Genomic DNA, 26,555 nt, shown 5'->3' on the forward strand with positions numbered 1-26,555 from the left:
ATGTCGAACTTAGTGACCAATGCTGGACACACCCATGTCGATGAACATGGGCACGATGACCATCACCACGACTCGGGCGAGATGACCGTATTCGGTTTCTGGCTCTACCTGATGACCGACTGCATTCTGTTTGCGTCGATCTTCGCGGCGTACGCGGTACTGGTTAACAACGTAGCGGGTGGCCCGTCGGGCCACGACATCTTCGAGCTGCCATACGTACTGGGCGAAACCGCTCTGCTGCTGTTCAGCTCGATCACCTACGGCTTCGCCATGCTGGCGTTGTTCAAGGGCAAGAAGAACCAGGTCCTGGGCTGGCTGGCCATGACCTTCCTGTTCGGTGCCGGCTTCATCGGCATGGAGATCAACGAGTTCCACATGCTGATCTCCGAGGGCTTCGGTCCTAGCCGCAGCGGCTTCCTGTCCGGGTTCTTCACCCTGGTCGGCACCCACGGTCTGCACGTGACCAGCGGTCTGATCTGGATGGCGATCATGATGTACCAGGTGCAGAAAAACGGCCTGACGGCGACCAACAAGACCCGTCTGAGCTGCCTGAGCCTGTTCTGGCACTTCCTGGACGTGGTGTGGATCTGCGTATTCACCGTTGTTTATCTGATGGGGACTATGTAAATGGCTAACGCTCATTCCCACGATAGCCACGACGCTAGCCACGGCAGCGTCAAGTCTTACGCTATCGGCTTCATCCTGTCGGTGATCCTGACCGTCATTCCTTTCGGCCTGGTGATGTACCCGTCGCTGCCGAAATCGCTCACCCTGTGGATCGTCTTGGCGTTTGCAGTGATCCAGGTGCTGGTGCACCTGGTGTACTTCCTCCACCTGGACCGTTCCGCCGCGCAGCGTAACAACGTGATTGCATTTGTGTTCGCCGCGATCGTGATTGTCCTGCTGGTTGGCCTGTCGCTGTGGATCATGTTCAGCATCCACACCAACATGATGGCGAAGTGAGGTAAATCCGGATGTCCTTGAAGCACTTTATCCAAATCACCAAACCGGGGATCATTTTCGGTAACGTGCTTTCAGTGGCAGGCGGATTTTTCCTGGCCTCGAAAGGGCATGTCGATCTGGCCATCTTCCTGGCCGCCATGATCGGCACGTCCCTGGTGGTCGCTTCCGGTTGCGTGTTCAACAACTGCATCGACCGCGACATCGACCTGAAGATGGAACGTACCAAGAACCGGGTGCTGGTCCAGGGCCTGATCTCCCTGAAACTGGCGCTGGTCTTCGCGACCGTCCTGGGTGTTGCCGGCGTTGCGCTGTTGTACAAGGTGGCCAACCCGTTGGCTGCGCTGTTCGCGGTGATCGGTTTCGTCATCTACGTCGGCTTCTACAGCCTGTACCTCAAGCGCAAGTCGGTTCACGGCACGCTGGTGGGCAGTCTGTCGGGGGCGATGCCGCCGGTGATCGGTTACGTCGCTGTGACCAACAGCTTCGACATGGCCGCACTGACGCTGCTGGTGATGTTCAGCCTGTGGCAGATGCCGCACTCCTACGCCATCGCGATCTTCCGCTTCAACGATTACCTGGCCGCCTCGATTCCGGTGTTGCCGGTGAAGCGCGGGATTCAAGTGGCGAAGAAGCACATCCTGATCTACATCCTGGCCTTCCTCGTGGCGACCTTGATGCTGACCTTCAGCGGCTACGCCGGCATGAGCTACCTCGCCGTCGCCGCGGCCATGGGCATGTACTGGCTGTACATGGCCTGGACCGGCTACAAGGCAGTGGATGACACGGTCTGGGCACGCAAGCTGTTCGTGTTCTCGATCTTCACCATTACCGCGTTGAGCGTGATGATGTCCCTGGACTTCAAAGTGCCGAGCGAGTTGTTGCTGACGTACGCGCCTTAAGCGTCGGATGCTGTAACGAAAAACCCCGCCCTTTGAGAAAAGGCGCGGGGTTTTTTATTGAGGGTTTTCCAGTGGATTGAAAGCCAGGACAGCTCGTCAGGTAGATCATTCATCGGTTGCCTGACTATAAGCAAATTGCCTATAGTTTGTCAGTGCGAACCGTATTCTTCGAAACCTCTTCCTTCACTGCCACCGTTGGCAATTATCTGACGGACGATGCGTATCGTGCGTTGCAAACCCATATGCAGCTGAATCCGCAGGCCGGCGACGTCATGCCTCGAACAGGCGGCTTCCGAAAGTTGCGCTGGGCAGATGGCCGTCGAGGTAAAGGCAGGCGAGGTGGCTTGCGGGTTATCTATTATTGGCTTATGAATGATGGCCAGTTCTGGATGTTTGCAATTTATGACAAAGATGAGCTTGAGAATTTGAGCGCCGACCAAGAGAAAGCGCTCAAGAAAGCCATAGAGACAGAGTTGAAAGTACGGGGTACCCCATGAAAAAGCGCGACCTGTTTGCAGAATTGATGCAGGGCGTTGATGAGATGGCGGCTCAACGCGAAGGCAAGATCACGTTGCGCAATACGTCAATTGAGGACATCCCTGCGCCTGAGGTAGGGGCGCAAGAGATCGTTGCACTGCGAGAAAAGTTACATATGTCTCAAGCCGTTTTTGCCAAGCGTATTCGAACCAGTCCGAGCACCCTGAGGAATTGGGAGCAGGAAAAATCGAGACCTAATGCCCAAGCTGCCTTGCTGATCAGGCTGGTGGAGAAATTCCCTGACATGGTTGATCGACTGGCAGCTGTTTGAGCAAATGATGGAATTGCTAAAAAAGCCCCGCCCTTTGAGAAAAGGGCGGGGCTTTTTCATTTACGTCCCGTTGTTACACGGTGCATCGAGCACCTTCGCCACATCATCGATGATGGCCTTGCTCATATCCTGCAGAAAATGCGATGCCCAGGCATACCGGTCGCTATCGCGGGACGCCACGGTTGATGCGGAACAGCGGTTGGTTGGCGTGGAAGGAGAAGGGGTGATGCCGATGGTTTCCAGGTCTTGAGGGTTGGTCATTGGGCACCTCCTGTGGTTGGGAGGTGACGGGGGACAGCTGGCACAGATGCATAAATTTTGAACGGATTGTGGGCGTGCATAAAGGAGAACTCCGATGGGTGCCTACATCGTGTTCGAGTTATCAGGCCCGGTCGCTGAATTGGCAGCGATGCATCGAAGTTAGCGTGCGGGAGGCGGGGATCACAATCGTAGCGATCTGGTGGCAGTGGATGTCATGCCGCCAGCAATTGCTATGTCCGACGCGGTCCCCTGTGGCGAGGGAGCTTGCTCCCGCTCGGCTGCGCAGCAGTCGCTTAGGCCTATAAATTCGGTATCTCAGAAGAAAATGCAGGGGATCGCTTCGCACTCCCGCGGGAGCAAGCTCTCTCGCCACAGGGGAGTGATGCGGTTACTTTTTGCAATCGTCTAGCAACCGGAGAAACCGCTCCCGCACCTGAAGGTTATCGCTGTGCGCCACGTTGAAACGCAGAAAGTGACTGGCATCCGGCGCTTTGCTGAGCAGGGTGCCAGGCGCCAGCACCAGGTCGATGTCCAGACCCTTCCTCGCCAACGTTTCGGCATGATGCCCTTCGGGCAGACGCGTCCAGATGAACAACCCTTCATGCGGCAGCGAAGAAACGGAACAACCCGCCTCCACCAGCCAGCTCGACACCCGACTGCTCGATTCGTAAAGCCGATCCACCGTGCGCCGCGTGTGTTTGGCGTAGCTGCCATCACTGAGCATGGTGCAGATAATCTGTTCCGCCAGTTCCGACGTCATGCCACCGCAGGCCATTTTCAGGGTGACCATCCGGGCTGCCAGTTGCGGCGAAAGCACCGCATAGCTGACCCGACTGTTCGCCGTCAGGGTCTTGGAGAAACCGGAGACATAACTGACATTGTCCAGCCCACCTGCTGCCAGGCGCGGCGTGGTTCGTTGTTGCATATCGCAATACAGATCATCTTCGACGATGTGAAAACCATAACGGTGGCTCAACTCCAGCAAGCGATAGACCTGCGCCGGGGAGAACGAGTGCCCGGTCGGGTTGTGCAGGGTGTTATTGGTCATGTAGAGCACGGGCCGATGGGTAATCAGCAATTGTTCCAAGGCGTCCAGGTCCATGCCCTCGGCGGCACGGGGAATGGTGATGACCCGAGCGCCATGCAAGGCCAGGTTGGTGTGCATGGTGAAGTAGCACGGATCGTCGAGCAGCACCGTGTCGCCGGGTTTGACCAGCAGACGCATCAGCATGTCGATGGCCTGCACGGTGTTGGCGGTGGTGATGATCTGGTCCACCGGCACTTCGATGCCCAAGGTCGCCAGTTTGACCCGCAACGCTTCGCGCAGCGGCAGGTAACCGGCAGCGACGCCGTATTCGCCCATGCGCAGGGAGGTTGCGCGCAGGGTGCCGCGCACGGCTTTCAGCAATTCTTCTGCCGGTAGCCACGAGGACGGCAGGAAACCGGCACCCGGGCGCAGCGCACCATTGTCCTGCAGTACCGCGCGGCGGACCACGCTCAGTGTGTCTTGAGGTTGCAGGTCCGGGCCGGCATCGGTCTTGAGCGTGAGGCTGGAACGGTGCACGTAATGCCCCGAACCCTGGCGTGAAACCACCAGACCCTTGGCCCGCAGGCGATCCAGCGCATCCACCACCGTGGACTTGCCCACGTTCATCAGCTCGGAGAGTTCGCGAATCGGCGGCAGCCGCGAGCCGTGAGGCAGCCCGCCCTGGCTGATCGCCACCGACAATTGATCGACGATCTGCTGGACCAGCGGCACTCCCGGCTGGAACTCGATGGCGGCGATCACTGCTCGCTGAACCTGCATTTTACTGGTCTCTCCGGCAGTAAAGTTCGTTTGATTCTATACGAACTTGCTCTGATGAAAACAAGCGACTCTCTCTACCATCACCTTACAGACTTTCCTGATTGTTCGCGCTGGACGCCTGAACAGTCGCTGGTTCCAGAGGTGTTGCATGAGTGTTCAAACAACGGTCGCCGTCGCCAAACCGGTGATCAACATTCGCCTGTTCACGATCCGGATCATCACCGCCGTGTCGCTGTTTGCCGTGCTGGGCAAGGCCAACGTCTGGCTCGACACCGCCACCAACAGCATCCTCGCCCTCGGGTATCGGGCCTTGCTGTTGCTGCTGCCGCTGACATTGCTGGTGCTCGGCCGTCGGTCACTGAGCGTTACGCTCATGTGCGCCGCCCTCGGATTGGTGTTGCTGGCAGTCACCAGCAACCAGGGCATTGTGATGTTTGCCGCAGCGTTGTTCGCCTACGGCATTGCCATTGCCGGTTACCTGATCAAGAGCGAAGCCGCCCAGACCAAAGAGGGCGCGGCCTACAACCGTGTCGCCATGAACATGGGCAGTCTGGTGGCGGGGTTGATCCTGCTTTCCCCGCTGCTGACCCCAACCCTGTTTTTCCTCGGTGCCGCGGGTTTCGTCCTGCTGTGCCTGCCCATCGCCATGGGCGCGACCTTCACCACGCAGTCGGTAGTCGCCCAACCAAACACCCACGACGGCAGCGGCTGGCGCAACAAGCTGCCGTGGGTGATCGCTGGCGTCATCATGGGTATCAAGCTGTTCGGCGTGTTCTCGATCCTGCCCCAGGCGATCCTGCTCAAGACCGGTGAATTGCCGGCCTGGTACGGCTTGATGCTGATCCTCAACAGCGCCGTGGTGGTGTTCGCCCAGGTGCCGGTGATGAAACTGATCGAGCGTACCGGGCGCTTCAAAGTGGTTGCTGTCATCGGGATCATCATCGGCGGCTTCGCCGTGCTCTCGTCGCCGGATGCGTTCCACGTCGAAACCCTCGCCGGCGCGTTGATCTGGGTGGCGCTGCTGTCCATCGCCGAGTGCGCGTTCAGCTATCTCGATTACTTCTCCGTCAAGCAAAACAACATGTTCGTCAAGGAAGTCTCCCTGGGCGTTGGCGCCGGGCTGACGGTATTGATCATGCGAGTCATGCCACCGCCCTATAGCGCACTGGTACTGGCCGCTATCGGCGCGGGCGGCATCCTCGCCTGGTACTGGCTCAACCGTAGGGCCAACGCGTCACTGCACGACTGAGTCACCGCGTTTGCGTTTTTTACTCCACAGGTCGGAGGTTTCATGAACACCACGTCATGCGTAGTAGTGGTCGGGTACAACGGCAACCGGGTTCACGATATCCAGAAGCTGCGCGACCTCTGCAAGACACTCTATAACGCCAGGTTGATCCTGGTGGTCGAGCAGATTCAGCCCGATGACGATCAGGTCGCGGATCACGTCTGCACGGCCTCGATGGCGCCGCAGGACATCGCCGATTCCGTCGATCTGCTGGTCGGTTGCCTGGGTGCCGATCGCTGGAAGCTGATCGGCGTCCTGCCATTTTCCGACCGTGGTGTGTTGCTGGGTGCCGCGTTGGCCACCCGTTTCGACCTTCCCGGCATTACCCCCGGCGAGGCGCGGGCGGGGCTGGACAAACAGATCTTTCGCAAGCTGGAAGCGGCCGCCGACACAGCGCCGGAGGACTACCGCCCGGTGTTTTCCGCACGTATCGAAAGCCTGGGGGAACTGCGTCAGCGGGTGGTCGAACTGGGCGGCAAGGCCTTCATCAAACCGGCCTGCGAAGGCGCCAGCCGAGGTTGCCGCGTTATCCATCATCCGTCCGAATGTGACGAGGCCTGGCAGGCGCTCAAGCCCTATCGCGAAGGCGGCATCGTCCTCGAAGAGTTGATTCAGAACGCCCGTGAATACAGCTGGGATTACGTCGCGGGCAGCACCTGGGTCACCGAGAAAACCACCACCGAAGGCGCCTATCGCGCGGAGATCCAGCAAGTGGTGCCGGCGCCGCTGGCGGCTGACGTACAGGCGCGCCTGGCGGCTGCCGGCCGACATATGTCTGGACTGGTGTCGCTGGAAAACGGCGCCTATCACAACGAGGTCTTCCTGCGCCGCGACGGCCTGACCTCGGCGGTGGAAACCAACATGCGCCCCGGCGGCATGCACATCTGGGACCTGGCGCGTCTGGCGTTCATCGATTTCGATCCATGGGAACGCTGGGTCCGCTGGGCGGTGGAAGGCAAGGTCGACCATCACGACCCCGTTGCCCGTGGCTATTGCGGCATTCGTCTGCTCCGGGCGCCGGCCGGTGGTCTTTTGCGCTACGTGCCGGACATCGAAACCCTGGCCCGGGAGCTGGACATCGAGCTGGTCGAGGCGGTGTACGCCAAGCGCCTCAGTGATTCAGTCACCGCACTGGTGAAGGACAACACGTCGTTTATCGGCCACATCGTTTTGTTCGACGAAAACTACGGGCAGCTCAGCGACAACCTGCTGCGCCTGGCAGAGGCGATCGAGTCGCGCGTCGAAGTCACCTGCCTGGCGGCGCCGGCGAGAGCCGTGGGTTGAGCCTTCGGGATCAAAGTTCCAAGCATTATTGGTTTAAGAGGGTTGAGTGAATGATTGAGCAAAAAATGTCGTGTGACGAGCGGTTCATCGCCCTGGCGAAAGAACTCAACTACGACATCTACGGCGAGAACACCGTGGGCGGACGTTACGCACCGCTGGTGCGCCATCACGATGAAATCTACGTCAGCGGCCTGGTCCCGCGCATGAGCGGCAAAATGCAGTACCCGGGCAGGGTCGGGCTTGAGCTCAGCCTGGCGGATGCCCAAGCGGCCGCCAGCATCAGCGCCATGCGCGGGCTGGCACTGATCGTCGATGCCATCGGTTCGCTGGACAAGATCAAGTCGTTGATACGGGTCACGGTGTACGTGAAGTGTACGGCGGACTTTGTTGATCTCAGTGAAGTGGCCAACGGTGCATCGGATGTCTTCAGTCATGTGCTGGGCGATGCGGGGAAACATACGCGAACCACTGTCGGCGTTTATCAGTTACCGAAAAATGCCGCCGTGGAAGTTGACATGATTGTGGCGCTGCGGCCTTCGGTGTTGTGAGTGTTAGTTGCTCGGCTTTACAGTGATTGATTGTTCGCCTAGTGTCTGGTCACTCAAAGTCGATAATAAGTCGGTGTGTGCGGATGAATAACATTCAAGGTGGGTTTTTTTCATATAAGGACTTTCGCCAGAGTTTGAACCAACCGCCGGTCAATGCCCGGGTGTGGAAGGGGGATGAACTCACAGGCATGCGTCAGAACCTCAAGGACAGCGAGGTCGATATTGTCGCGCTGGCCCACGACGACAGCACCGAAGGCTGCAAGTTGACGCCAGGGATGGCGGTGTCCATGCAATGGTTGAAACCCGGCACGACGCTGAACGGCCATGCGCATTCGTGGTGGCACCTGTTCATCATTCAATCCGGCAGCGGCGCGTTGACCCTGGGCGATGCCGATGCAGTAAACGTCAGCCCCGGCGACGTGTTGCTGGTGCCAGCCTGGACCCGCCACGGTTTCGTCAACACCAGCGCCACTGAGCCGCTGGCGATGCTCAACATGAGCAACATGCCCCAGATGGCGCAGCTCTCCAGTGCGGCAGACGCCACGGTCTGACACGCTCGATCTTCCCCTCTGTTACCCACCAGGGAGTCCGCATTCGCAGACTCCCTTTTTTGTTTCTGTCCGCTGGATTTTTGAAGTTCTGTATCCGTAGAAACAGATAATTTCTGTATCTGTTCAGCGCTTAACCAACTAACTACGATCGTTTCCAATGCAACGGATTATTGTGGTTAAGCAAGGGAGCGTTCTATGGAAAGTACGAAGCTGAAACTTTATGTTGGCGCAGATTTTGTCAGTGCTTTTGCAATGTCGGCCTATGTGGCGTTGAAAGAAAAGCAACTTTCGTTTGAACTTGTCACGCTGGACTTGAAAGCGCGTGAGAACTATCAGGCGAGTTATCAAGATGTCTCGTTGACCTGCAAGATCCCCACCTTGGTTCACGAAGGTTTCGCATTGTCGGAATCGTCGGCCATTGCCGAATACCTGGATGAAATAGCGCCGGGGCATCCCAAACTGTTCCCGCTGGACATCAAGCAACGCGCCCGCGCCCGTCAGCTCCAGGCCTGGTTGCGCAGTGATCTGCTGGTCATTCGCAAAGAGCGTCCGGCCGACCTCATTTACTTCGGCAAGAAAGAAACCCCGTTGTCGGATGAAGCCCAGGCAGCTGTCGCAAGGCTGTTCTTTGTCGCCGACCGGTTGCTGGAGGAGGGCGCGGACCATCTGTTCGGAGACTGGAGCATCGCCGACACGGACCTGGCAATCATGCTCAACCGACTGGTTGCCAATGGCGATCGCGTTCCTGCGCGGCTCGCGGCCTATGTGCGCCGGCAATGGGATCGCGACAGCGTCCGGGCCTGGATGGACATAGAGCGCGTAGCGCCGGCCATTCAGTAAAAACCGCCAGGCAATCACCAGGAGCGCTGCCATGCAGGGACTGTCGGAGCAGGAAAGATACAAACCCTATAACTCACGCACCATTCGCGACACGCCGTACTGGCAAAAACTGACGCCAGCGCTGCAGGAGGCCATGACCGTAGTGGCCCGGGTCATGCCATTTCGCACCAATGACTACGTCCTCGGCACGCTGATCGACTGGAGCAACATTCCGGATGACCCGATTTTCCGCATGACCTTCCCCCACAAGGACATGTTGCTGCCGGACGAGTACGCGTCGCTCAAGCAACTGATCGAACGGGATGACGCCGTCGCCATCAAGCGTCGGATCGAGGCGATCTGGCTGCGCATGAACCCGCATCCGGCCGGGCAGCTGACACACAACGGCGCGACCCTCGACGGAAAAGTCCTGCCAGGCATACAGCACAAGTACCGCGAGACCGTGCTGTTTTTCCCCGGTGCCGGTCAGACGTGTCACGCGTACTGCACGTTCTGTTTCCGCTGGGCGCAGTTCATCGGCGAGGAAGAACTCAAGTTCAACGCGCGTGAGTCCCAGGAGCTGGTGAACTACCTGCGGGTGCACACCGAGGTGACCGACGTGCTCATCACCGGGGGCGATCCGATGATCATGAACACCCGATCGCTGGCGGGGTACATCGAGCCGCTGCTGGAGCTGCCCCACCTCAAAAGCATCCGCATCGGCACCAAATCCGTGGCGTACTGGCCGCAACGGTTTGTCAGCGACAAGGACGCGCCGGAACTGTTGGAGCTGTTTAAACGGATCGTCGCGGCGGGCAAACACCTGTCGGTCATGGGGCACTACAACCACCCGGTGGAGATCCGCCAGGGCATCGCCCGCGAGGCCGTCGAGCGCATTCGCTCCACCGGGGCGACCTTGCGCATGCAGGCGCCGGTGATCCGCCACATCAACGAAAACCCCGCCGATTGGGCGGCGCTCTGGACTGAGGGCGTGCGGCTGGGAGCGGTGCCTTATTACATGTTTGTCGAGCGCGATACCGGGCCGAGCCACTACTTCGCGATGCCGCTGGCACGGGCTTTCGAGATTTTCCAGGCGGCTTACCGAACGGTGTCCGGGCTGGCGCGTACGGTGCGCGGGCCATCCATGAGCACGTTTTACGGGAAGGTGTTGATCAACGGCATCGAGACCGTGGCCGGGGAAAAAGTCTTCGTGTTGCAGTTTCTTCAGGCACGCGATCCGCAGTGGGTATTGCGCACCTTCTATGCGCGGTTCGATCCGCACGCGACCTGGTTCGATGAGCTGCGGCCGGCGTTTGGCGAGCGCTCGTTTTTCTTTCAGCCGGAGCCAGTAGCGGTGCCCGAATTGATACCGGTCCTGCTCGAAACGGCGTAGGACGATTAATCAGGAGATAGGGACATGAGCAGTATTCCGTTTGATCAGCGAGAAGGTTTTATCTGGCTCGACGGCGAGTTCGTCGAGTGGTCCGAGGCGCGCTTGCATGTGCTGACCCATGGTTTGCATTACGCGAGCACCGTGTACGAAGGGGAGCGTGTCTACAACGGCAAGATCTTCAAACTGCGTGAACACAGCGAGCGCCTGTATCGCTCGGCGCAGTTGATGGATTTCGCGATTCCCTACGAGCTGGCCGAACTGGAAGCGGCCAGCCATGTACTGCTGCAACGCAACAACGTGGTCGACGGTTATCTACGGCCGGTGGCGTGGCGCGGCAGTGAAATGATCTCCACGTCGGCGCGCTTCAACCGTGTGCACGTGGCGATCGCCTGCTGGCAATGGCCGAGTTACTTCGACCCGGCGGGGCACATGGGCGGCATTCGCTTGAAGACCGCCGAGTGGCGTCGTCCGCCACCCAGCAGCAGCCCGTTCGAAGCCAAGGCGTCCGGGCATTACCAGATCGCCACACTCAGCAAGCACGACGCGGAAAACAACGGCTATCACGATGCGCTGATGCTTGACTGGCGCGGCCACGTCGCCGAAGCCACCAGCGCCAACGTGTTCTTCGTCAAGGACCGGACGTTGCACACGCCGCTGCCCGATTGTTTTCTCAATGGCATCACCCGTCAGACCATCATCGAATTGGCCGGCGCGCTGGATTACCAGGTGGTGGAACGCACGATTCTTCCTACGGAGCTTGGCGACTTCGATGAGTGTTTTCTGACGGGCACCGCAGCCGAAATCACGCCCGTGCAAAGCATCGACGAACAACGCTACCGACCGGGCAACGCCTGTCGCGAATTCATTGCCGCTTACACCTCAACCGTTAACGCCTGATAAACCGCCAGGAACACCACCATGTCAGATCAAGGGATTGTTGCGTCTACACCTTACGTTTCACTGGGCCATCGCCATGATGAATTGTCGTCCCGTGGCTGGACGGTGCTGACCCCAGCCGAATTTGCCTACGATGTCGTCGGCACGCTGCTGGAGTTCGGGCGGATCATTCCGCAATTCAACGGGCAGACGGCGTTCGCCATTACCCGCAAGCCGGGGTATGAAGCGTTGCCGTACTCCCAGAGCATGAACGGCATCGGCCCGCACACCGAAGCGCCGGTCTATGGACCGCCGCCGCGTTATCTGGCGTTGCATTGTCACCAACAAGCGACATGCGGTGGCGGGCATACGGGGCTGGTGGACGGGTATGAGCTCCTGCGGTTCCTTGAACGCACCGAACCCGAGCTGCGTGAATGGATCGACGACACACCCGTGGAGTTCGTCGCCACCGCCAAACCGGGTGAGGCGGCGCAAACCAGGGTCAAGGAGTACATCCTGACGCCTACAGAGGAGGGGGACATTTTCCGTTTCAGCTACAACCAGTTTCACTACGGCGATGTGAATCCTTCCGAGGACGATTTGCAGCAATCGAAGGTGACGAGCAGTTCATCGCCCTTGGCCAGGTTCGCGCTGCTCGGCGAGGAATATTTCATCCAGCACAACACGCCGGTGCTGATTCCCGACGGCTGCATGCTGATTTGGGACAACTGGCGAATGATCCACGCCCGCAGTCGATACACTGACCCGGCGCGAAACCTGACCCGCTACTGGCTGGCCTGATTCATCCGTCGCCCACTATTCCATCGGCGTACCCCTCAGCGGGTACGCGTCCTACAGGTATCGCGTCATGCAAACAGCAATCGAGATCGCCAAGGTCGATCATCAACTGGTCGTGCGGCTTAATCAGGCCTGGACCAAAAGGGCCACGGTGTGCGCGCCGGACAAGGCCTCGGCCAGCGAAGCGTTCGATCCGGCACGCCCGGATTATCCAGAGTGCATGGTGCCGTTCTTCCATCACCCGAAATTCCAGGCCCTGAGCGACGAGCTCAAAAGCACCGTGGTGACCTGGGGCTGGATCGGCTACAACCTGCGCACGGTCACGGCCGAAGAGCACGTCGTGAATCCGGCGCTGAGCGTCATTGCCAATCAGTACCTGGGCAAAAACGACTGGCATTTTCGCGAGGCGATGCAGCAGACGTTGATCGACGAGCACTACCACACGCTCATGCATCTTCGCGCCATCGAGCGAACCAAAGAGGACCGCGCACTCGATCAGGATCTGGAATTGCCGCCGTCGGTGACCTATCTGCGGCTTGTCGCATTGCGTGAAGAGTTACCCGAGCAATGGCAGCGTGACCTGGCGGCGATCACCTTTGCGGTGGTGGCCGAGATCAGCGTCAACGCTTACCTGGATCTGCTGGCCGACGATCAAACCATTCAACCGCAAAACCGCCGCGTGGCAGAGTTGCACAACCGCGACGAATACGCTCACAGCAAGATTCTCGCTGAAGTGGCGAAGGTCATGTACACGAACATGCAGCCGACTCAGCGGGCATTTTTCGCACAGACGTTGTCGGTGGCGCTGAGTGCCTTTGTCGCCCAGGACTACTCGATGTGGGAGGCGATTCTGACGCAACTCGGTGTCGAGGATGCGGCGCTGATCATTGCCGACACCCGGGAGAGCAACAAGAACGCCACGATCATGCGTGACTACAGCGGCCTGCATCGTCTGGCGCAGGATCTGGGAATCAGCGACGAGATCGATTTCGACTTCCGTCCGACCCTCAAAACAGCGGCTGTGGCCTGATTCAGGAGGTGAAAATGTCCGTTCCTGTGTACGAAGTGTTCGCCATCCGTGTCGGCGCCAATGCCCAGCGCACCGCGCGGGAAAACTTTCTTTACGACGCTTGCTGCGGTGATCCCAATGCATCGATGCCACTGGATTACTACTTCTGGGTCATTCGCAACGAGCAGCAGGTCATCGTGGTCGATACCTGTTTTCAACCGGCTACGGCGGATCGGCGCAACCGTCAGATGTATCGCCTGCCGGAAGAATCCCTGCGCCAACTGGACATCGATCCGGCGCAGGTCGAGAACCTGATTCTTACCCATTTGCACTGGGATCACGCGGGCAACCTGGGGCTGTTTCCAAAAGCCACGGTGCATTTGCAGGAAGCGGAACTGCGCTTCTGCACCGGCCCGAAAATGGCCCATCGGACGGTAAACAAAACCTATGAAGTCGAAGACGTCATGTCGGCGCTGCCACCGCTGTTCGAAGGCCGGTTGCGCTTGCATACCGGCACGGTCGAGGTCGTTCCCGGGGTGACGCTGCACCCGGTGGGCGGCCATACGCCGGGTAGCCAGGTGGTGCGGGTGAATACAGGGCGAGGGTGGATTGTTCTGGCGTCGGATGCGGCGCATTTGTGGGCGAACATTCGCCAGCGCAGTCCGTTTCCGATCATTAATGATCTGGCGCAGTCGCTTGAGGCGTTTATTGAAATCGACCGTTTGGCTGACAGCGAGGACCACGTTATTCCCGGGCATGACCCACTGATCGCCGAGCGATTCCCGCACTGGAATAACGATCCGCATATCATTTGTCTGCACCAGCCAGCGATTTGAAAATCCCCCCGTGGGTGTCAGCCTTGCTTTGCCAGTAAGCGGCCAAGGGTCTGCAACGCCTCATCGATCTTCGGCGAATACGGCGCCCCACACCCAATCCGCACAAAGTGGCCAAAGCGCTGGGTATTGGAAAAGATATCCCCAGGTGAAATCTGAATGCCCTCATTCAGTGCCTCACGAAAAAGCGCCATGGCCGAACAGTGTCCAGGCAGTTCCACCCACAGCAATGTACCGCCCCGAGGGGCGGTCACGCAGGTGCCGGGTGGGAAATAGCGGGTGATCGCGGCACTCATCTGTTGGCGTTGTTGCGTCAGGGTTTTCCTCAGACGACGCAGGTAACGCTCATAGGACGGTGTTTTCATGAACGCACCTGCTGCCAGTTGCGACAACGTCTCACAGCCGCGGGTCTGGGTGTGTTTGAGCATTTCCACGCGCTCGTGCCATTTTCCCGCGCTGATCCAGCCCAGGCGCAGACCCGGTGCCAGGGTTTTGTTCAGCGAGGCGCAATAGATCACGTTGTCGCTGCAGTCCCAGTGTTTGAGCGTGGACAACGGCTGCTCGGTATCCACCAGGTCACCATAGGTGTCATCTTCGATCAGCACGGTGCCGTGCTCGGCACACAGTTGCACCAGCCGCGCCTTGTTGGCGTCGGGCATGATGCTGCCCAGGGGGTTTTGCAGGTTGGGAATGACGATCAGCGCCCGAATCCGTTCGGGGCTTTGCAGCAGTTGTTCCAGTGCGAACAGATTGATGCCCGCGTGGGCCGTTGCCGGGACTTCCAGTACCCGCAGGTTCAGGCTTTCGAGAATTTGCAGCAGGCCGTAGAAGGTCGGCGACTCCACGGCCACGGTGTCACCGGGTTGGGTCACGGCACGCAAGGCCAGGTTGATGGCTTCGGTTGCGCCGTTGGTGATCACAATCTTCTCGGCAGTCAAATTGGCTTTGGCGGTCAGCGCCCGTCGCGCCAGGATGCTGCGCAATGCGAGGTTGCCGCAGGTCGAGCCTTGAACACCCAGCAAATGATGATCCTGACGCAGCGCCTTGATCATATGCTCCTGCAAAATCTTCAACGGATAGAGCGCCGGCGCACAGTACGCGCTGGCGAAATTGACTTTGATCGTCGCACGCTGGCTGGCCTTGAGTACCGATGACACCTGCTCGTGAATGCCGAGATAGACGTCGGTGTCGAGAGGCGGGGGCGTGGTCGCGACAGGTTTGGGCAAGGTGTCCGGCTGGCGAATGTAGTTGCCGGAACGCGGGCGGGCTTCCAGCACGCCGTAGTCCTCCAGCTCCCGGCAAACCTGCACGGCGGTCGACAGGCTGACGGCGTGTTTTTCCATCATCAGTCGAATGGAGGGAAACCGTTCACCGGTTTTCAAGGTGCCGCTGCGGATCGCATCGAGGTAGTGGTTGGCTAACTGACGGTACAAAGGGGTCGTGTGCATGATGACCTCAGCAATCGCACCACTGAAGTCTTGAGCTGGAAAGTGAGTTGACGCTCCCCGCAGGCGGACCCGTGGTGCTCAAGGGTGAAGGGAAGTGTTTATTCGGGTGTCGATACTGTGAGAGTAATCGTGCTTTTAGCGGAATCGCGGGCAATAAAAAGCCCCGCTCTAGGGCGGGGCTCTCAAGTGTGCAAGTGAGCTACCTGTGGCGAGGGAGCTTGCTCCCGCTTGAGTGCGCAGCACTCACAAAAATCGACAATTGCAGTCAGATTCTTGGGGCCGCTACGCAGCCCAACGTCGGAACGCCGTCTGGAGCAAGCTCACTCGCTACAATGAATCGTGTTACTGCGCGGCGATGCTGTAGCCATCGAATGCGGTTTGCTGCTGGAGCGCAGTAATGATGTTTTTGCGATTGACCGCTTGTTCTGTCCCGGCGCTGTCCAGGAACGTCTCGTTTTCCAGTTCGGCTTCATCGCCCTCGCCGACGAAAGTGAAGCCCAGGAATTCCAGTGCTTCACGGTCAACGTTCAGTCGCGAGCGTGGAGTACGCAGCGGCAGGGTGACGCTCACGCCATCCTTGCTGATGGTAAACACTTCGACTTCTTTCTTGGCTCGAGCCGTTTTGCTCTTGCCACTGGCCGGGTTGCTGATGGCTAGATGCGTCTGGTTCAGCACCTTCAATGCCAGGCCGTAGACGATTTCCTGAAACGCCGGATCGTCCTTGAAGCTGGAAAGAATGCGGCTGATCGAGAATTTGCTGCTCAGGTCTTCGAGGGCCGCGATGTCGGCGGCTTCGGCGTCCTTGAGTTGCTTGAGCTCGCCCATCAGTTCATAGGCTTTGTCGTCGTCGAAGCGGTCGTGGGCCTGGCGAATCGCGGCGCGCAGCTCGCGGATCTGATCGCTTTCACGAGTTGACTGGAAAGCATCCAGAACCATCTCGCTGATGGTCTTGGCCTGGGGCACGTGCTGTGAAAGATTGATGGAGTTTTCGTATTCCGCTTTGGACGACAAGGTGACTACGGATTCAGCGGTATTGGAATCGGACATTGAAATTTCACTACTTCTTTAAACTTGGGTTGAGGCGAGAAAGCGCTGGGCCTTTTCAGGCCGCCTAATCTATTGGACCGAGGCGGCGTTGTCACGGATTCCCGGCGGGCGCGGTCTTCAGGGACCGGAACACCTGATGAAACCGGATCGAACGTCCGCAGAACAAACCGCTCGCAAAGCCTGATGCACAGGCCTTGAGCAACACCATCGGCAGCGTGGCCGAGTGCTCCGGATCAACCTCGGCCTGATAGCCAAAGAAATAGTTAACAGCGAAAAACAAAAGGTAGAGCAACAGGGTTTTTGCGGTGCCCGGCACGATCAGCGCGGTTTGCGATTGATCCAGCTCGATACCCTTGTGAGAAAAAACCAGCAGTGCGACGCCGATACCTGCGATGACCGCAGCCAACCAGCAACTGATTGAAAGTGACGGGTTGAGCGTCATATTCAGCGAATACAGCGACCAGCCCAACAAAATCGGCGGTGTGATCAGCAATGAAGTTTTGCTTTCGTGAGTCGGGGAGAGGGCTTTGATGCCGTAGTAACAGAGCAGTAAAAACAGTGCGTAAACCCACAGCGGGGTGTTTTGCAGGGTATTGAGCATCGAACAGCGTCCTTGCCGAAAAGTGATGTCGGGATCGGTTGCGGCAACTATTTCCCTGGCGAATTCAGATTCATGGAGCGCACCGCCCATTGCTCTGCGGTCTGTTGATCGACCGGTAACGTGAAGCGAAAGGTCGCGCCACGTCCGGGCACATCGATCAGCTGGATATCGCGACCGTGCAGTTGCAGGATCCGATGCACGATTCTCAGCCCGAGTCCGCCATCGCGTCGTGCACCGCCAATGTTGAACGGGCGCAGGAACAACCCTTCGCGCAGTTCCGGTGCGATGCCGGGGCCGGTGTCGCTGACGGTGACTTCGATGAACGGTCCTTGTGGGCGCAGGCTCAATTCGATGTCCCCACCTTGAGGGGTATGACGCAGGGCATTGTCGAACAGGTTGGTGAGAACCCGCTCGATCAGCCCCAGGTCTGCGCAAGCAGCCGCCACGTTGGGCGCGAAGCTGGCCTTCAGTTCAACCTGGCGCGCTTCGGCGGTGAGTTCGAATTTCTGGAAGATGTCCTGCACCAGGTCGGTCAGGGAGAAGCGCTCCAGCACGGGCTGCACGAAACCGTGTTCCAGGCGCACCAGCTCCAGCAACGATTGCGCCAGGCCACCGACCTTGCGGCTTTGATCCAGCGCGATGCCCAGGTAGCGGCGACGGTCGGCGGGGGACAGCGTGGCGTCCTTGAGCGACAGGGTTTCCAGATAACCGTGCAACGACGCCAAAGGCGTACGCAGGTCGTGGGAAATGTTCGCCACCAGTTCGCGGCGTTCCTGATCCTGGCGGGTCAGCGAGCGCCATTGTTCGCTGAGGCGCGCCTGCATCTGCCGGAAGGTGGCGTCGAGGATGGCGATTTCGTCGTGGCTGGCGGTTTTTTCCGCCGGCGCTGGCACGGGTGGCGTCGCCGGGACGCCATCAATGTCGAACTGGCTGACGGTTTCGGTCAAACGGCGCAATGGCCGGGTGATCAGGGCAAATGCGGTGAGGCCGGCAATCAGGCAAAGCAATGCGACCAGTCCGATAGACAGCAGGGCCGTGTTGAGGGCTGCGCTGGTGGCGCCCCGTTCCGCCAGGCGATCGTGGTCTTCGCCGAGCAACACCACGTAAAGATAACCGACAGGTTTGCCGTCGACCTTCAGCGGTGCCGCGCTGAACACCTTGCGCGCATCGACGCTGCGCGGGTCGTCGCCGAGAATCGGCAGAGGATCACCCTTGAGCAGGCGCTGGATGGGCGCCAGATCGACCCGTTCCCGGTGAATCCGGCCTTCGGGCGCCGCGCTGCCGACAATCCTGCCCCCGATGTCGAGCAGATAGACCTCGACACTGGGATTGACCAGCATCAGCTTGCTGAACAGGTCTCGCACGGCGTCGGGCATCAGGCCCCGGGTGTCCATCAGCACCGTGTCGCTGGCGATATGTTGGGCCAGGTCCCGGGACAGCCCTTGCACCACTTCCTGTTCATGCATCTGGTTGGAACGCACCTGCATCCAGGCCGAGGTGCCGCAGCACACCAACAGCAACACGGCAAAAACCAGAGACAGCCGTTGCGTCAGGGTCAGCTTCATGGCTGTTCTTCCCGGGCGGCGAATTTGTAGCCACGGCCCCACACCGTGAGGATGCGCACCGGTTGTGCGGGATCGACCTCGATCTTTGCCCGCAGGCGGTTGATGTGGGTATTGACCGTGTGCTCGTAGCCTTCATGGCTGTAACCCCACACGGCATTGAGCAGGTCCATGCGCGAAAACACTTTGCCAGGCTGGCGGGCGAAGAAATACAGCAGGTCGAACTCCCGTGGCGTGAGGTCGAGACGCCGACCGTCAAGGGACACCTCGCGGGTGATCGGATCGATGGAGAGGCCGTCGATGATCAGGCTGCCGGCGTCCATTTTCAGGTTGCGCGCCATGGCGTCGACCCGACGCAGCAGCGCCTTGACCCGGGCGACCAGCTCGAGCATGGAAAAGGGTTTGGCCAGGTAATCATCGGCACCGAGTTCCAGGCCCAGTATCCGATGCACTTCGCTGGAGCGCGCACTGGTGATGATGATCGGCGTGTAGCGGGCCATGGCGCGGGCGCGGCGACAGATTTCCAGGCCGTCGACACCCGGCAGCATCAGGTCGAGGATCAGTGCGTCCCAGTTTCCCTGCTGCAGCAGTCGCATGCCTTCATTGCCATCGGCGCAGTGCACCACCTCGAACTGCTCATCGCGTAGATGCAGGCAGATAAGGTCGGCGATATGCAGGTCGTCCTCAACCACGAGGACGCGTTTGGTCGGTTCCATCAAGCTCAATCCTTCGGCGCAATGAGCGCATTGTGCGGGTTTTCCGGGGCCAGAGTTATCACGAATTGTTTAAGTTCCCGTGAGGATTTGGCGATCAACCCAAGCCTAGGCTGTGTTCCATGAAAGGCACTTTGGATTATTGGAGACGGCCATGTTTTCACGGCGACAATTTCTACTGGCGAGCGGCGGGCTGGGGGCTGCAGCCCTGGTGATCGGTGTATTGCCAAAATTTGCCGCCCGTTCCGCACTGGTCAGCGATGCCAGTGCCGAGGAGATTTTCGAGGTGACCCACAGCGACAGCGAGTGGCGCGCCCTGCTCAGCGCCGAGCAGTACGAAATACTGCGCGAGGAGGGCACCGAACGGGCCTACAGCAGTGCGCTGAACAATGAGCACCGTGAGGGCCTCTTTGCCTGTGCCGGTTGCGACCTGCCGTTGTTTTCATCCACCACGAAGTTTGACAGCCGCACCGGTTGGCCGAGTTTCTGGGCGCCGCTGGACAAGGCCGTGGCGACCCGTCAGGACCGATCCTTCGGCGTGCTGCGCGAAGAGGTTCACTGTCGGCGTTGCGGTGGTCATCTGGGGCATGTCTTCGATGACGGGCCCAAGCCCACCGGCCTGCGTTATTGCATGAACGGTCTGGCGATGACCTTCAAGCCACAGGCGGCTTAACCCTCTCTTTCATTTCATGCAGGTCGACGCAATGTGGCTTCTGGTTCTCGCTTATCTCGGTGGTGTGTTGACGATCGTCAGCCCGTGCATCTTGCCGGTACTGCCGTTTGTCTTCGCTCGCACCGGGCAGCCGTTCATGAAGAGCAGCTTGCCGCTGCTGGCGGGGATGGCACTGACCTTCGCGCTGGTCGCCTCGTTGGCAGCGGTGGGGGGCGGCTGGGTGGTGCAACTCAACCAGTACGGGCGCTGGCTCGCATTGGTATTTGTTGCATTGTTCGGCTTGACGTTGTTGCTGCCGCAACTGGCTGAGCGCCTGACGCGTCCGCTGGTGGCGGCTGGCAGTCGTTTGTCGGAAGCCGCCGGTGCCGATTCGCGGCCGCGTCCCGGCGCTTCGTTCCTGATCGGCGTTGCAACCGGCCTGCTCTGGGCGCCATGTGCCGGGCCGATTCTGGGGCTGGTACTGACCGGCGCCGCGTTGCAAGGGGCAAGCATCGCAACCACCCTGTTGCTGTTGGCCTATGCCGCCGGTGCCGCCACTTCCCTTGCGGTGGCATTGCTGTTGGGCGGCAAAGTCTTCGCCGCGATGAAGCGTTCCATCGGTGCTGGCGAGTGGGTCCGTCGAGGTTTGGGCGCGGCGATGCTGGCAGGTGTGGCGGCGATTGCCCTGGGGCTTGATACGGGGATTCTGGCGCGGGTTTCGACGGCGTCCACGGGCGGTATCGAGCAGGCGCTGGTTGGGCGGTTGGCCAGGTCACCCAATGAAAGCGGGACAATGATGGCACGTGATCCCGGTGGTGCAATGAAAGCGGCAGACCAAAAGCCGGGCGCGCTGCCGATCGAAGGCAACCTCCCACCGCTGGACGGCGCCGTGCAATGGCTCAACTCACCCCCTCTCACTGCTCAGGCGTTGAAGGGCAAAGTGGTGTTGGTGGATTTCTGGACCTACTCCTGCATCAACTGCCTGCGCACACTGCCCTATGTGAAGGCGTGGGCCGAAAAGTATCGTGATCAGGGCCTGGTGGTGATCGGCGTCCATGCGCCCGAATTCGCTTTCGAACGCAATGTTGGCAACGTCACCAAAGCCATGAAGGACCTGGGCATCACCTACCCGGTGGCCATCGATAACGACTACAAGATCTGGCGTGCCTTCAACAACGAATACTGGCCCGCCCACTATTTTGCCGACGCTCAGGGGCGCATTCGCTACCACCACTTTGGCGAAGGCGATTACGCCGAGTCGGAGCGGGTGATCCAGCAATTGCTGCGTGAGGCGGGCGCCGCCAAGGTGGCCGACGGGTTGATCAATGCCAATGCCGAGGGTGTTCAACGCGCGCCGGACATGAACGAAGTGCTGTCACCGGAAACCTATGTCGGCTACCAGCGCTCGGAGCATTTCGTCCCCGAAACCAGTCTGGTTCCCGACAAGTCGACGACCTATAACCCGCCGTCGCAACTGGCCCTGAATGACTGGAGCCTGGGCGGTCAGTGGACTGTCGGCTCGGAGCGAGCCACCTCAAGCGCGCCAGCCAGTCGCATCGTCTACCGCTTCCACGCTCGCGATCTGCACCTGGTGTTGGGGCCTGCCGCCGATGGTAAACCGGTGCGCTTCAAAGTCCTGATTGACGGAAAAGCCCCCGGTGATGCCCACGGTACGGACGTCGCCCCCGATGGCAGTGGCAGCGTGACCGAGCAACGTTTGTATCAATTGGTGCGCCAACCCGACGGTGTCACGGATCGAACCTTCAGCATCGAGTTTCTCGACCCCGGCGTCTCGGCGTATGCCTTTACCTTCGGCTGATAGCCGCTTCATTTACTCAGGAAACAGCCTCATGAAAACCCTGTTCACCTGGCGCCGCACCCTGTTGGGGCTGGCTGCCGCAGGCATCATCGGTCAATGTTCGGCATTCTCTTTCGGTGCAGCCGAAGAAGCGGTCATCATTCCCCCTCCGGCCCTCGACGAAACCAATCAGGCCCACAGCGAAACGGCGGTCTTCGCCGGCGGTTGCTTCTGGGGTGTGCAAGGGGTGTTTCAGCATGTCAAAGGCGTGAAGAAGGCGGTCTCAGGCTATGCCGGCGGTGCCGCCAACACCGCTCGATACGAACGCGTCAGCGACGGTGATACCGGGCACGCAGAATCTGTCGAGGTCACCTTCGACCCCACTCAAGTCAGCTACGGCTCCCTGTTGCAGATCTACTTTTCCGTCGCGCACAACCCGACCGAACTCAATCGTCAGGGGCCTGACCGCGGTACTCAGTACCGATCGGCGATTTTTCCGGAAAACAGCGAACAGCAGCGTGTCGCCCAGGCTTACATTGCCCAGCTCGATGCCGCCAAATCCTTCAACAAACCCATAGTGACCAAACTGGAAACCTATAACGGTTTCTATCCGGCGGAGGAGGAACATCAGGACTTTCTGACCGAGCATCCAACCTACCCGTACATCGTGATCAACGACCTGCCGAAAGTGGCGCAGTTGAAACAGTTGTACCCGGAGCGGTATCAGGAAAAACCGGTGCTGGTGAAGTCGGGGATGTGAGAGGAGGGGCGAGCACAACGCTCACCCCGTAATCACATTCTTGCCCGCCACCTTTGACCGATACAACGACTGATCTGCCCTGGCCAGCAGTCCGGTCTGCTGTTCTTCATCGAAGCGCTGAACCACACCAAAACTGAGGGTCAGTTGAAAGTCTCCCACGGGCGGCAAGTCGGCGAGGCTTTGGCGGATGGTTTCGGCAAGGGTTCTGGCCTCGGCCAGCGGCGTGTTGGGCAGGACCATGATGAATTCATCGCCACCCCAGCGCGCCAGCAAATCGCCGTCGCGGACGCAGCGCTTCACACTCTCGACCACCTGCACCAATGCGGCATCACCCAACGCATGACCGTAGTGATCGTTGATGTTCTTGAAGTCGTCGATGTCCATCGCAATCAGCGACAGCGGCTGTCGAAAGCGTTGGGCGCGGTTACATGCCTGGGGAAGGGTTTTACTCAGGCGATATCGATTGGCGGTTAAGGTCAGCGCGTCGGTTTCCGCCAGTTTGCGGTTTTCTTCGAGTTGGATCTGTAGCTGCTGGTTGACCCGGGATAACTCTCGAGTGCGTTCTTCGACGATGGCTTCGAGGGATTGATTCCTTCGTTCAAGCGCTTCGAGCAGGAGTTTCTTGTCCTCAATGCTGCGGTGCGCACCGACCATGCGCGCGACCGAACCGTCGGCATTACGTGCAAGTACGTGGCCACGATCTTCGATCCAGATATAGCGCCCGTCCTGTGTGCGGCAGCGATACTCGGCTTGATAACCGGGAGCCCGTTGGCTCAGGTAGTCGTCAAACAGGGCCATGACCCGCGGGTAATCGTCGGGGTGCATCACGTTTTCCCAGGTCAACACCGTGTTGTCGAGGGAGTGAGGTGCGTAGCCAAGCATTTCGTACCAGCCGGGGTTGCGGTAAACGAAACCGGTATTGGCGTTCCAGTCCCAGATGCCGTCACTGACCAGTTCCATAATGGTATGAAGCATGTTTTCGTTCAAATCAGACAGATTGAACTTCAACGCTTCGATATCCGAGTCCCCACCCATCATTGCTCTCCCTGACCAAAGTGACCCGTCAGTCGAGGAGATTAGTCGATGGCGCCTTCAGCCCGCTAGTGCTTGCCCCACATCCGCATGGCAAAGTCGACGAAACTGCGCAATTTCGGCAAACGGTAGCGATCCTGAGCATACATCAGGCTCATCGGCCGGTTCGGCGGCAGGTAATCCGGCATCACGGCCACCAGTTTCCCGTCCTTGAGGTCTTGCTCCACCAAGGCGTCGGGCAACAACACGATGCCCATGCCGGTGCGTGCCGCCTGATGCAAGCCTGCGGAGCTGTTGATCAGCATGGGGCCACTGACCGCCACAGTTACCTCGCCTTCGGCCCCGGTCAGGCGCCATTCCTTTTCCACCGAGTGCCAGTCATCGCCGGCCGGGTAGGCAAAGGACAGGCAATCGTGGTGTCGCAGGTCATCCGGTTTTTCCGGGTTGCCCCGGCGCGCCAGGTAGCTCGGTGAGGCGCACATGGTCAGCGTGTAATCCTCGAGTGGGCGGGCGATCAGGTTGGTCGTTTCCATGTTGCCCAGCCGAAACGCCACGTCGAAACCGTTTTCCAGCAAGTCCGGACGCCGATTGGTGAGGACCACGTCCAGTTTGACGCGCGGACAAAGCAGGGCGAACTCGCTTAACGCGGGCGCGAGTTTTTCGGTGCCGAACGTCAGCGGTGCGGTGAGGCGCAGGGTGCCGCTCGGCTCGTCCAGGGCTTGCTCGGCCAGGCGTTCGGAATCGGCCACCAGCCCCAGTACTTCGAGGCAGCGCTGATAGTACGCGGTGCCGAATTCCGTCAGCCGTTGGCGCCGCGTCGTACGGTTGAGCAAGCGCACGCCCAGGCGTTGCTCCAGTGCCCGCAGATGATTGCCGACCATGGTGGTCGACATTTCGCAGTGAAAAGCGGCGGCGGTCATGCTGCCGGATTCCACCACTCGGACGTAAACGGTCATTGCCTGGAACAGGTCCATTATCAAGCCCGACTTTAAAATGATTGAAGTGTTGCAGCGTTTATCCAGCTCAGGTGGCTAACCATACTGCAAAAACACCGACTATTGATGGAGCTTGATGTCATGACCGCCGCTTGCCTGATGAGCACTTACCAACCACTGGCCTTGAGTTTCACCAAAGGCCTGGGCACACGCCTGTGGGATCAGGCCGGTCGTGAATACCTGGACGCGGTGGCGGGCGTGGCGGTGACCAATGTCGGCCACTCCCACCCCAGAATTGTTTCCGCCATCAGCGAACAGGCGGGGCTGTTGTTGCACACCTCCAACCTCTACAGCATCGACTGGCAGCAGCGTCTGGCGCAGAAACTGACCCGGCTGGCGGACATGGAGCGGGCGTTCTTCAACAACTCCGGGGCCGAAGCCAATGAGACCGCGCTGAAACTGGCGCGGCTGCATGGCTGGCACAAAGGCATCGAGCAGCCCTTGGTGGTGGTCATGGAAAATGCCTTTCATGGCCGCACGCTCGGTACGTTGTCCGCCAGCGATGGCCCTGCTGTACGCCTGGGTTTCAATGAACTGCCGGGAGATTTCGTCAAAGTTCCGTTTGGCGATCTCAAGGCACTGGACAAGGTGCAACAGGCCCACGGCCCGCGTATCGTGGCGATCCTGATGGAACCGATTCAGGGTGAGAGCGGTGTGCAACTGGCCCCGCCGGGTTACCTCAAGGCCGTTCGTGACCTGTGCAACCGGCGCGGATGGCTGCTGATGCTCGACGAAATCCAGACCGGCATCGGTCGCACCGGCCAGTGGTTCGCGTTCCAGCACGAAGGCATCGTTCCGGATGTCATGACGTTGGCCAAGGGCTTGGGTAATGGCGTCCCCATCGGCGCCTGCCTGGCCCGGGGCAAAGCCGCAAACCTCTTCACCCCTGGCAGCCACGGCAGCACCTTCGGCGGCAATCCGCTGGCCTGTCGCGTGGGTTGCACCGTGCTGGACATCATCGAAGAACAGGGCTTGCTGGAAAACGCCAAAGTACAGGGCAAACGCTTGCTCGACAGATTGCACACAGAGCTGGCCGATGACCCGAACGTGCTGGCCATCCGTGGCCGGGGCCTGATGATCGGCATCGAACTCAAGCAACCGATTCGCGACCTGACCCTGATCGCCGCGCGGGATCACGGTTTGTTGATCAACGTGACGCGGGGCAAGACCATCCGCTTGCTGCCGCCGCTGACGATTGATGAGCGAGAGGTGGAGATGATTGTCAGAGGGGTTTGTCGGGCGGTGAGTGCAGCCTCAGTTTTTACTCAATAATGATATCTGCACGTCCGATTCAAACGCCATCCTTTGGCCGCTTCAGGCTTTTCACGAATGCCGCGACCTCATTCCCATTCATCAGTTTGATTTTTGAACCCGCGAAAGCTTCGTACAGCCGCTGATGCGCCAGAAAACCACTGGAGTCTTCGTGGGAACGATAACTGCCGGCCCACGCCAGCAGCGCCATCAACAACTCATCCTCCTCCGGTCTGTGTTCTCGCTGGCGAATATTGGCAACGCACTGTTCATCATCAACACACAACCAGATCAACGCTGTAGCGCGGTGGATAATTTCGCTGACGATCCAGCCGTAAACACCTTCGATCACCCAGCGTTTTTCGTCTGCCGCGATCCGCGCCATGCCCAATGCTTCGGCGCGTGGGCGGGCGATGCTGTGTTCGTCGGACAACCAGTGGATCGAATCGAGATCGATCCACGGTGATCGCAGATGTCCAGCCAACCGCTCGGCCAGCCAGCTTTTGCCCGAGCCGGAGTTGCCGATGATCAGTGTCCGAGCGAGATTCATATCCGGTGG

Annotated in this window: 28 protein-coding genes and 1 pseudogene; 19 read left to right on the forward strand and 10 right to left on the reverse strand. The window is 59.4% G+C overall.

The features are described 5' to 3' along the window. The 5 genes from B723_RS10300 (at nucleotide 1) to B723_RS10320 (ending at nucleotide 2,670) form a co-directional block, all read left to right on the forward strand. Nucleotides 1-627, forward strand: coding sequence for a cytochrome o ubiquinol oxidase subunit III (locus tag B723_RS10300; protein ID WP_017340374.1), 627 nt, complete (start codon nucleotides 1-3; stop codon nucleotides 625-627). Then, complete coding sequence (cyoD, locus tag B723_RS10305; protein ID WP_017340373.1) at nucleotides 628-963, forward strand: cytochrome o ubiquinol oxidase subunit IV; 336 nt, start codon at nucleotides 628-630, stop codon at nucleotides 961-963. An 11-nt stretch (nucleotides 964-974) separates the two neighbouring features. Then, entirely contained in the window at nucleotides 975-1,862 is an 888-nt protein-coding gene (gene cyoE, locus B723_RS10310) for a heme o synthase (protein WP_017340372.1), read from the forward strand. A gap of 152 nt (nucleotides 1,863-2,014) precedes the next feature. Continuing rightward, on the forward strand, nucleotides 2,015-2,359 hold the full coding sequence (locus B723_RS10315; protein ID WP_031319086.1) for a toxin: 345 nt from the start codon (nucleotides 2,015-2,017) through the stop codon (nucleotides 2,357-2,359). Next, on the forward strand, nucleotides 2,356-2,670 hold the full coding sequence (locus tag B723_RS10320) for a helix-turn-helix domain-containing protein (RefSeq protein WP_017340370.1): 315 nt from the start codon (nucleotides 2,356-2,358) through the stop codon (nucleotides 2,668-2,670). The genes B723_RS10315 and B723_RS10320 overlap by 4 nt, the downstream gene beginning before the upstream one ends. 60 nt (nucleotides 2,671-2,730) lie before the next feature. On the opposite strand, the pseudogene B723_RS10325 reads toward B723_RS10320, so the two are convergent. Together B723_RS10325 and B723_RS10330 are read right to left on the reverse strand one after the other, a co-directional pair. Beyond that, nucleotides 2,731-2,931: pseudogene (locus B723_RS10325) on the reverse strand (DUF3077 domain-containing protein). A 388-nt stretch (nucleotides 2,932-3,319) separates the two neighbouring features. Beyond that, the gene (locus tag B723_RS10330) at nucleotides 3,320-4,738 is read right to left on the reverse strand and encodes a PLP-dependent aminotransferase family protein (protein WP_017340369.1); all 1,419 of its coding nucleotides are present in this window, start codon (nucleotides 4,736-4,738) and stop codon (nucleotides 3,320-3,322) included. A gap of 148 nt (nucleotides 4,739-4,886) precedes the next feature. Here B723_RS10330 and B723_RS10335 point away from each other — a divergent pair, with 148 nt between their 5' ends. From B723_RS10335 to B723_RS10380, 10 genes are all read left to right on the forward strand, one after another. Continuing rightward, entirely contained in the window at nucleotides 4,887-5,987 is a 1,101-nt protein-coding gene (locus tag B723_RS10335; protein ID WP_017340368.1) for a hypothetical protein, read from the forward strand. 42 nt (nucleotides 5,988-6,029) lie between these two features. After that, nucleotides 6,030-7,310: an ATP-grasp domain-containing protein gene (locus B723_RS10340; protein ID WP_017340367.1), complete on the forward strand. Its 1,281-nt coding sequence runs from the start codon at nucleotides 6,030-6,032 to the stop codon at nucleotides 7,308-7,310. Nucleotides 7,311-7,360: 50 nt separating this feature from the next. Next, nucleotides 7,361-7,858 carry a RidA family protein gene (locus B723_RS10345; protein WP_017340366.1) on the forward strand — a complete coding sequence of 166 codons (498 nt, stop codon included), beginning with the start codon at nucleotides 7,361-7,363 and terminating at the stop codon, nucleotides 7,856-7,858. Nucleotides 7,859-7,941: 83 nt separating this feature from the next. Continuing rightward, on the forward strand, nucleotides 7,942-8,409 hold the full coding sequence (locus tag B723_RS10350) for a cupin domain-containing protein (RefSeq protein ID WP_017340365.1): 468 nt from the start codon (nucleotides 7,942-7,944) through the stop codon (nucleotides 8,407-8,409). A 195-nt stretch (nucleotides 8,410-8,604) separates the two neighbouring features. Beyond that, complete coding sequence (yfcF, locus tag B723_RS10355) at nucleotides 8,605-9,249, forward strand: glutathione transferase (RefSeq protein WP_017340364.1); 645 nt, start codon at nucleotides 8,605-8,607, stop codon at nucleotides 9,247-9,249. Nucleotides 9,250-9,280: 31 nt separating this feature from the next. Then, nucleotides 9,281-10,621 (forward strand): KamA family radical SAM protein, encoded by a 1,341-nt coding sequence (locus B723_RS10360; protein WP_017340363.1) that lies wholly within the window; start codon nucleotides 9,281-9,283, stop codon nucleotides 10,619-10,621. A gap of 24 nt (nucleotides 10,622-10,645) precedes the next feature. Then, a complete protein-coding gene (locus tag B723_RS10365) occupies nucleotides 10,646-11,518 on the forward strand; it encodes a branched-chain amino acid aminotransferase (protein ID WP_017340362.1) in 873 nt (290 codons plus the stop codon). Between the two features lie 21 nt (nucleotides 11,519-11,539). Further along, the gene (locus tag B723_RS10370) at nucleotides 11,540-12,298 is read left to right on the forward strand and encodes a TauD/TfdA family dioxygenase (protein WP_017340361.1); all 759 of its coding nucleotides are present in this window, start codon (nucleotides 11,540-11,542) and stop codon (nucleotides 12,296-12,298) included. 67 nt (nucleotides 12,299-12,365) lie between these two features. Beyond that, a complete protein-coding gene (locus B723_RS10375) occupies nucleotides 12,366-13,325 on the forward strand; it encodes a diiron oxygenase (RefSeq protein WP_017340360.1) in 960 nt (319 codons plus the stop codon). A 14-nt stretch (nucleotides 13,326-13,339) separates the two neighbouring features. Further along, nucleotides 13,340-14,140 (forward strand): N-acyl homoserine lactonase family protein, encoded by an 801-nt coding sequence (locus tag B723_RS10380; RefSeq protein WP_017340359.1) that lies wholly within the window; start codon nucleotides 13,340-13,342, stop codon nucleotides 14,138-14,140. 17 nt (nucleotides 14,141-14,157) lie between these two features. Here B723_RS10380 and B723_RS10385 read toward each other — a convergent pair whose 3' ends face one another. From B723_RS10385 to B723_RS10405, 5 genes are all read right to left on the reverse strand, one after another. Beyond that, nucleotides 14,158-15,585 carry a PLP-dependent aminotransferase family protein gene (locus tag B723_RS10385; RefSeq protein WP_017340358.1) on the reverse strand — a complete coding sequence of 476 codons (1,428 nt, stop codon included), beginning with the start codon at nucleotides 15,583-15,585 and terminating at the stop codon, nucleotides 14,158-14,160. Nucleotides 15,586-15,927: 342 nt separating this feature from the next. Continuing rightward, a complete protein-coding gene (locus B723_RS10390) occupies nucleotides 15,928-16,632 on the reverse strand; it encodes a hypothetical protein (RefSeq protein WP_017340357.1) in 705 nt (234 codons plus the stop codon). Between the two features lie 91 nt (nucleotides 16,633-16,723). Beyond that, nucleotides 16,724-17,233, reverse strand: a complete 510-nt coding sequence (locus B723_RS10395; protein WP_017340356.1) for a DUF6622 family protein — start codon at nucleotides 17,231-17,233, stop codon at nucleotides 16,724-16,726. A 47-nt stretch (nucleotides 17,234-17,280) separates the two neighbouring features. After that, complete coding sequence (locus B723_RS10400) at nucleotides 17,281-18,798, reverse strand: sensor histidine kinase (RefSeq protein ID WP_017340355.1); 1,518 nt, start codon at nucleotides 18,796-18,798, stop codon at nucleotides 17,281-17,283. Further along, a complete protein-coding gene (locus B723_RS10405; RefSeq protein ID WP_017340354.1) occupies nucleotides 18,795-19,511 on the reverse strand; it encodes a response regulator transcription factor in 717 nt (238 codons plus the stop codon). The genes B723_RS10400 and B723_RS10405 overlap by 4 nt, the downstream gene beginning before the upstream one ends. 151 nt (nucleotides 19,512-19,662) lie before the next feature. On the opposite strand from B723_RS10405, the gene msrB reads away from it, so the two are divergent. The 3 genes from msrB to msrA are packed head-to-tail and all read left to right on the forward strand — an operon-like array spanning nucleotide 19,663 to nucleotide 22,718. After that, entirely contained in the window at nucleotides 19,663-20,181 is a 519-nt protein-coding gene (gene msrB / locus B723_RS10410) for a peptide-methionine (R)-S-oxide reductase MsrB (protein ID WP_017340353.1), read from the forward strand. 31 nt (nucleotides 20,182-20,212) lie between these two features. Continuing rightward, entirely contained in the window at nucleotides 20,213-21,979 is a 1,767-nt protein-coding gene (locus B723_RS10415; protein ID WP_031319085.1) for a cytochrome c biogenesis protein DipZ, read from the forward strand. A gap of 31 nt (nucleotides 21,980-22,010) precedes the next feature. Beyond that, nucleotides 22,011-22,718, forward strand: a complete 708-nt coding sequence (gene msrA / locus B723_RS10420; protein ID WP_017340351.1) for a peptide-methionine (S)-S-oxide reductase MsrA — start codon at nucleotides 22,011-22,013, stop codon at nucleotides 22,716-22,718. Between the two features lie 21 nt (nucleotides 22,719-22,739). Here the strand turns inward: msrA and B723_RS10425 are convergent, their stop codons facing one another. Next, nucleotides 22,740-23,753: a sensor domain-containing diguanylate cyclase gene (locus B723_RS10425; RefSeq protein ID WP_017340350.1), complete on the reverse strand. Its 1,014-nt coding sequence runs from the start codon at nucleotides 23,751-23,753 to the stop codon at nucleotides 22,740-22,742. A 65-nt stretch (nucleotides 23,754-23,818) separates the two neighbouring features. Then, nucleotides 23,819-24,724: a LysR family transcriptional regulator gene (locus B723_RS10430; RefSeq protein WP_017340349.1), complete on the reverse strand. Its 906-nt coding sequence runs from the start codon at nucleotides 24,722-24,724 to the stop codon at nucleotides 23,819-23,821. A 102-nt stretch (nucleotides 24,725-24,826) separates the two neighbouring features. Here B723_RS10430 and B723_RS10435 point away from each other — a divergent pair, with 102 nt between their 5' ends. Further along, nucleotides 24,827-26,017, forward strand: coding sequence for an aspartate aminotransferase family protein (locus tag B723_RS10435; protein ID WP_017340348.1), 1,191 nt, complete (start codon nucleotides 24,827-24,829; stop codon nucleotides 26,015-26,017). A 19-nt stretch (nucleotides 26,018-26,036) separates the two neighbouring features. Here the strand turns inward: B723_RS10435 and B723_RS10440 are convergent, their stop codons facing one another. Continuing rightward, the gene (locus tag B723_RS10440) at nucleotides 26,037-26,546 is read right to left on the reverse strand and encodes an adenylate kinase (protein WP_017340347.1); all 510 of its coding nucleotides are present in this window, start codon (nucleotides 26,544-26,546) and stop codon (nucleotides 26,037-26,039) included. Nucleotides 26,547-26,555 lie beyond the last annotated feature (9 nt).

This window comes from Pseudomonas fluorescens NCIMB 11764 (assembly GCF_000293885.2).
Lineage (GTDB): Bacteria > Pseudomonadota > Gammaproteobacteria > Pseudomonadales > Pseudomonadaceae > Aquipseudomonas > Aquipseudomonas fluorescens_B.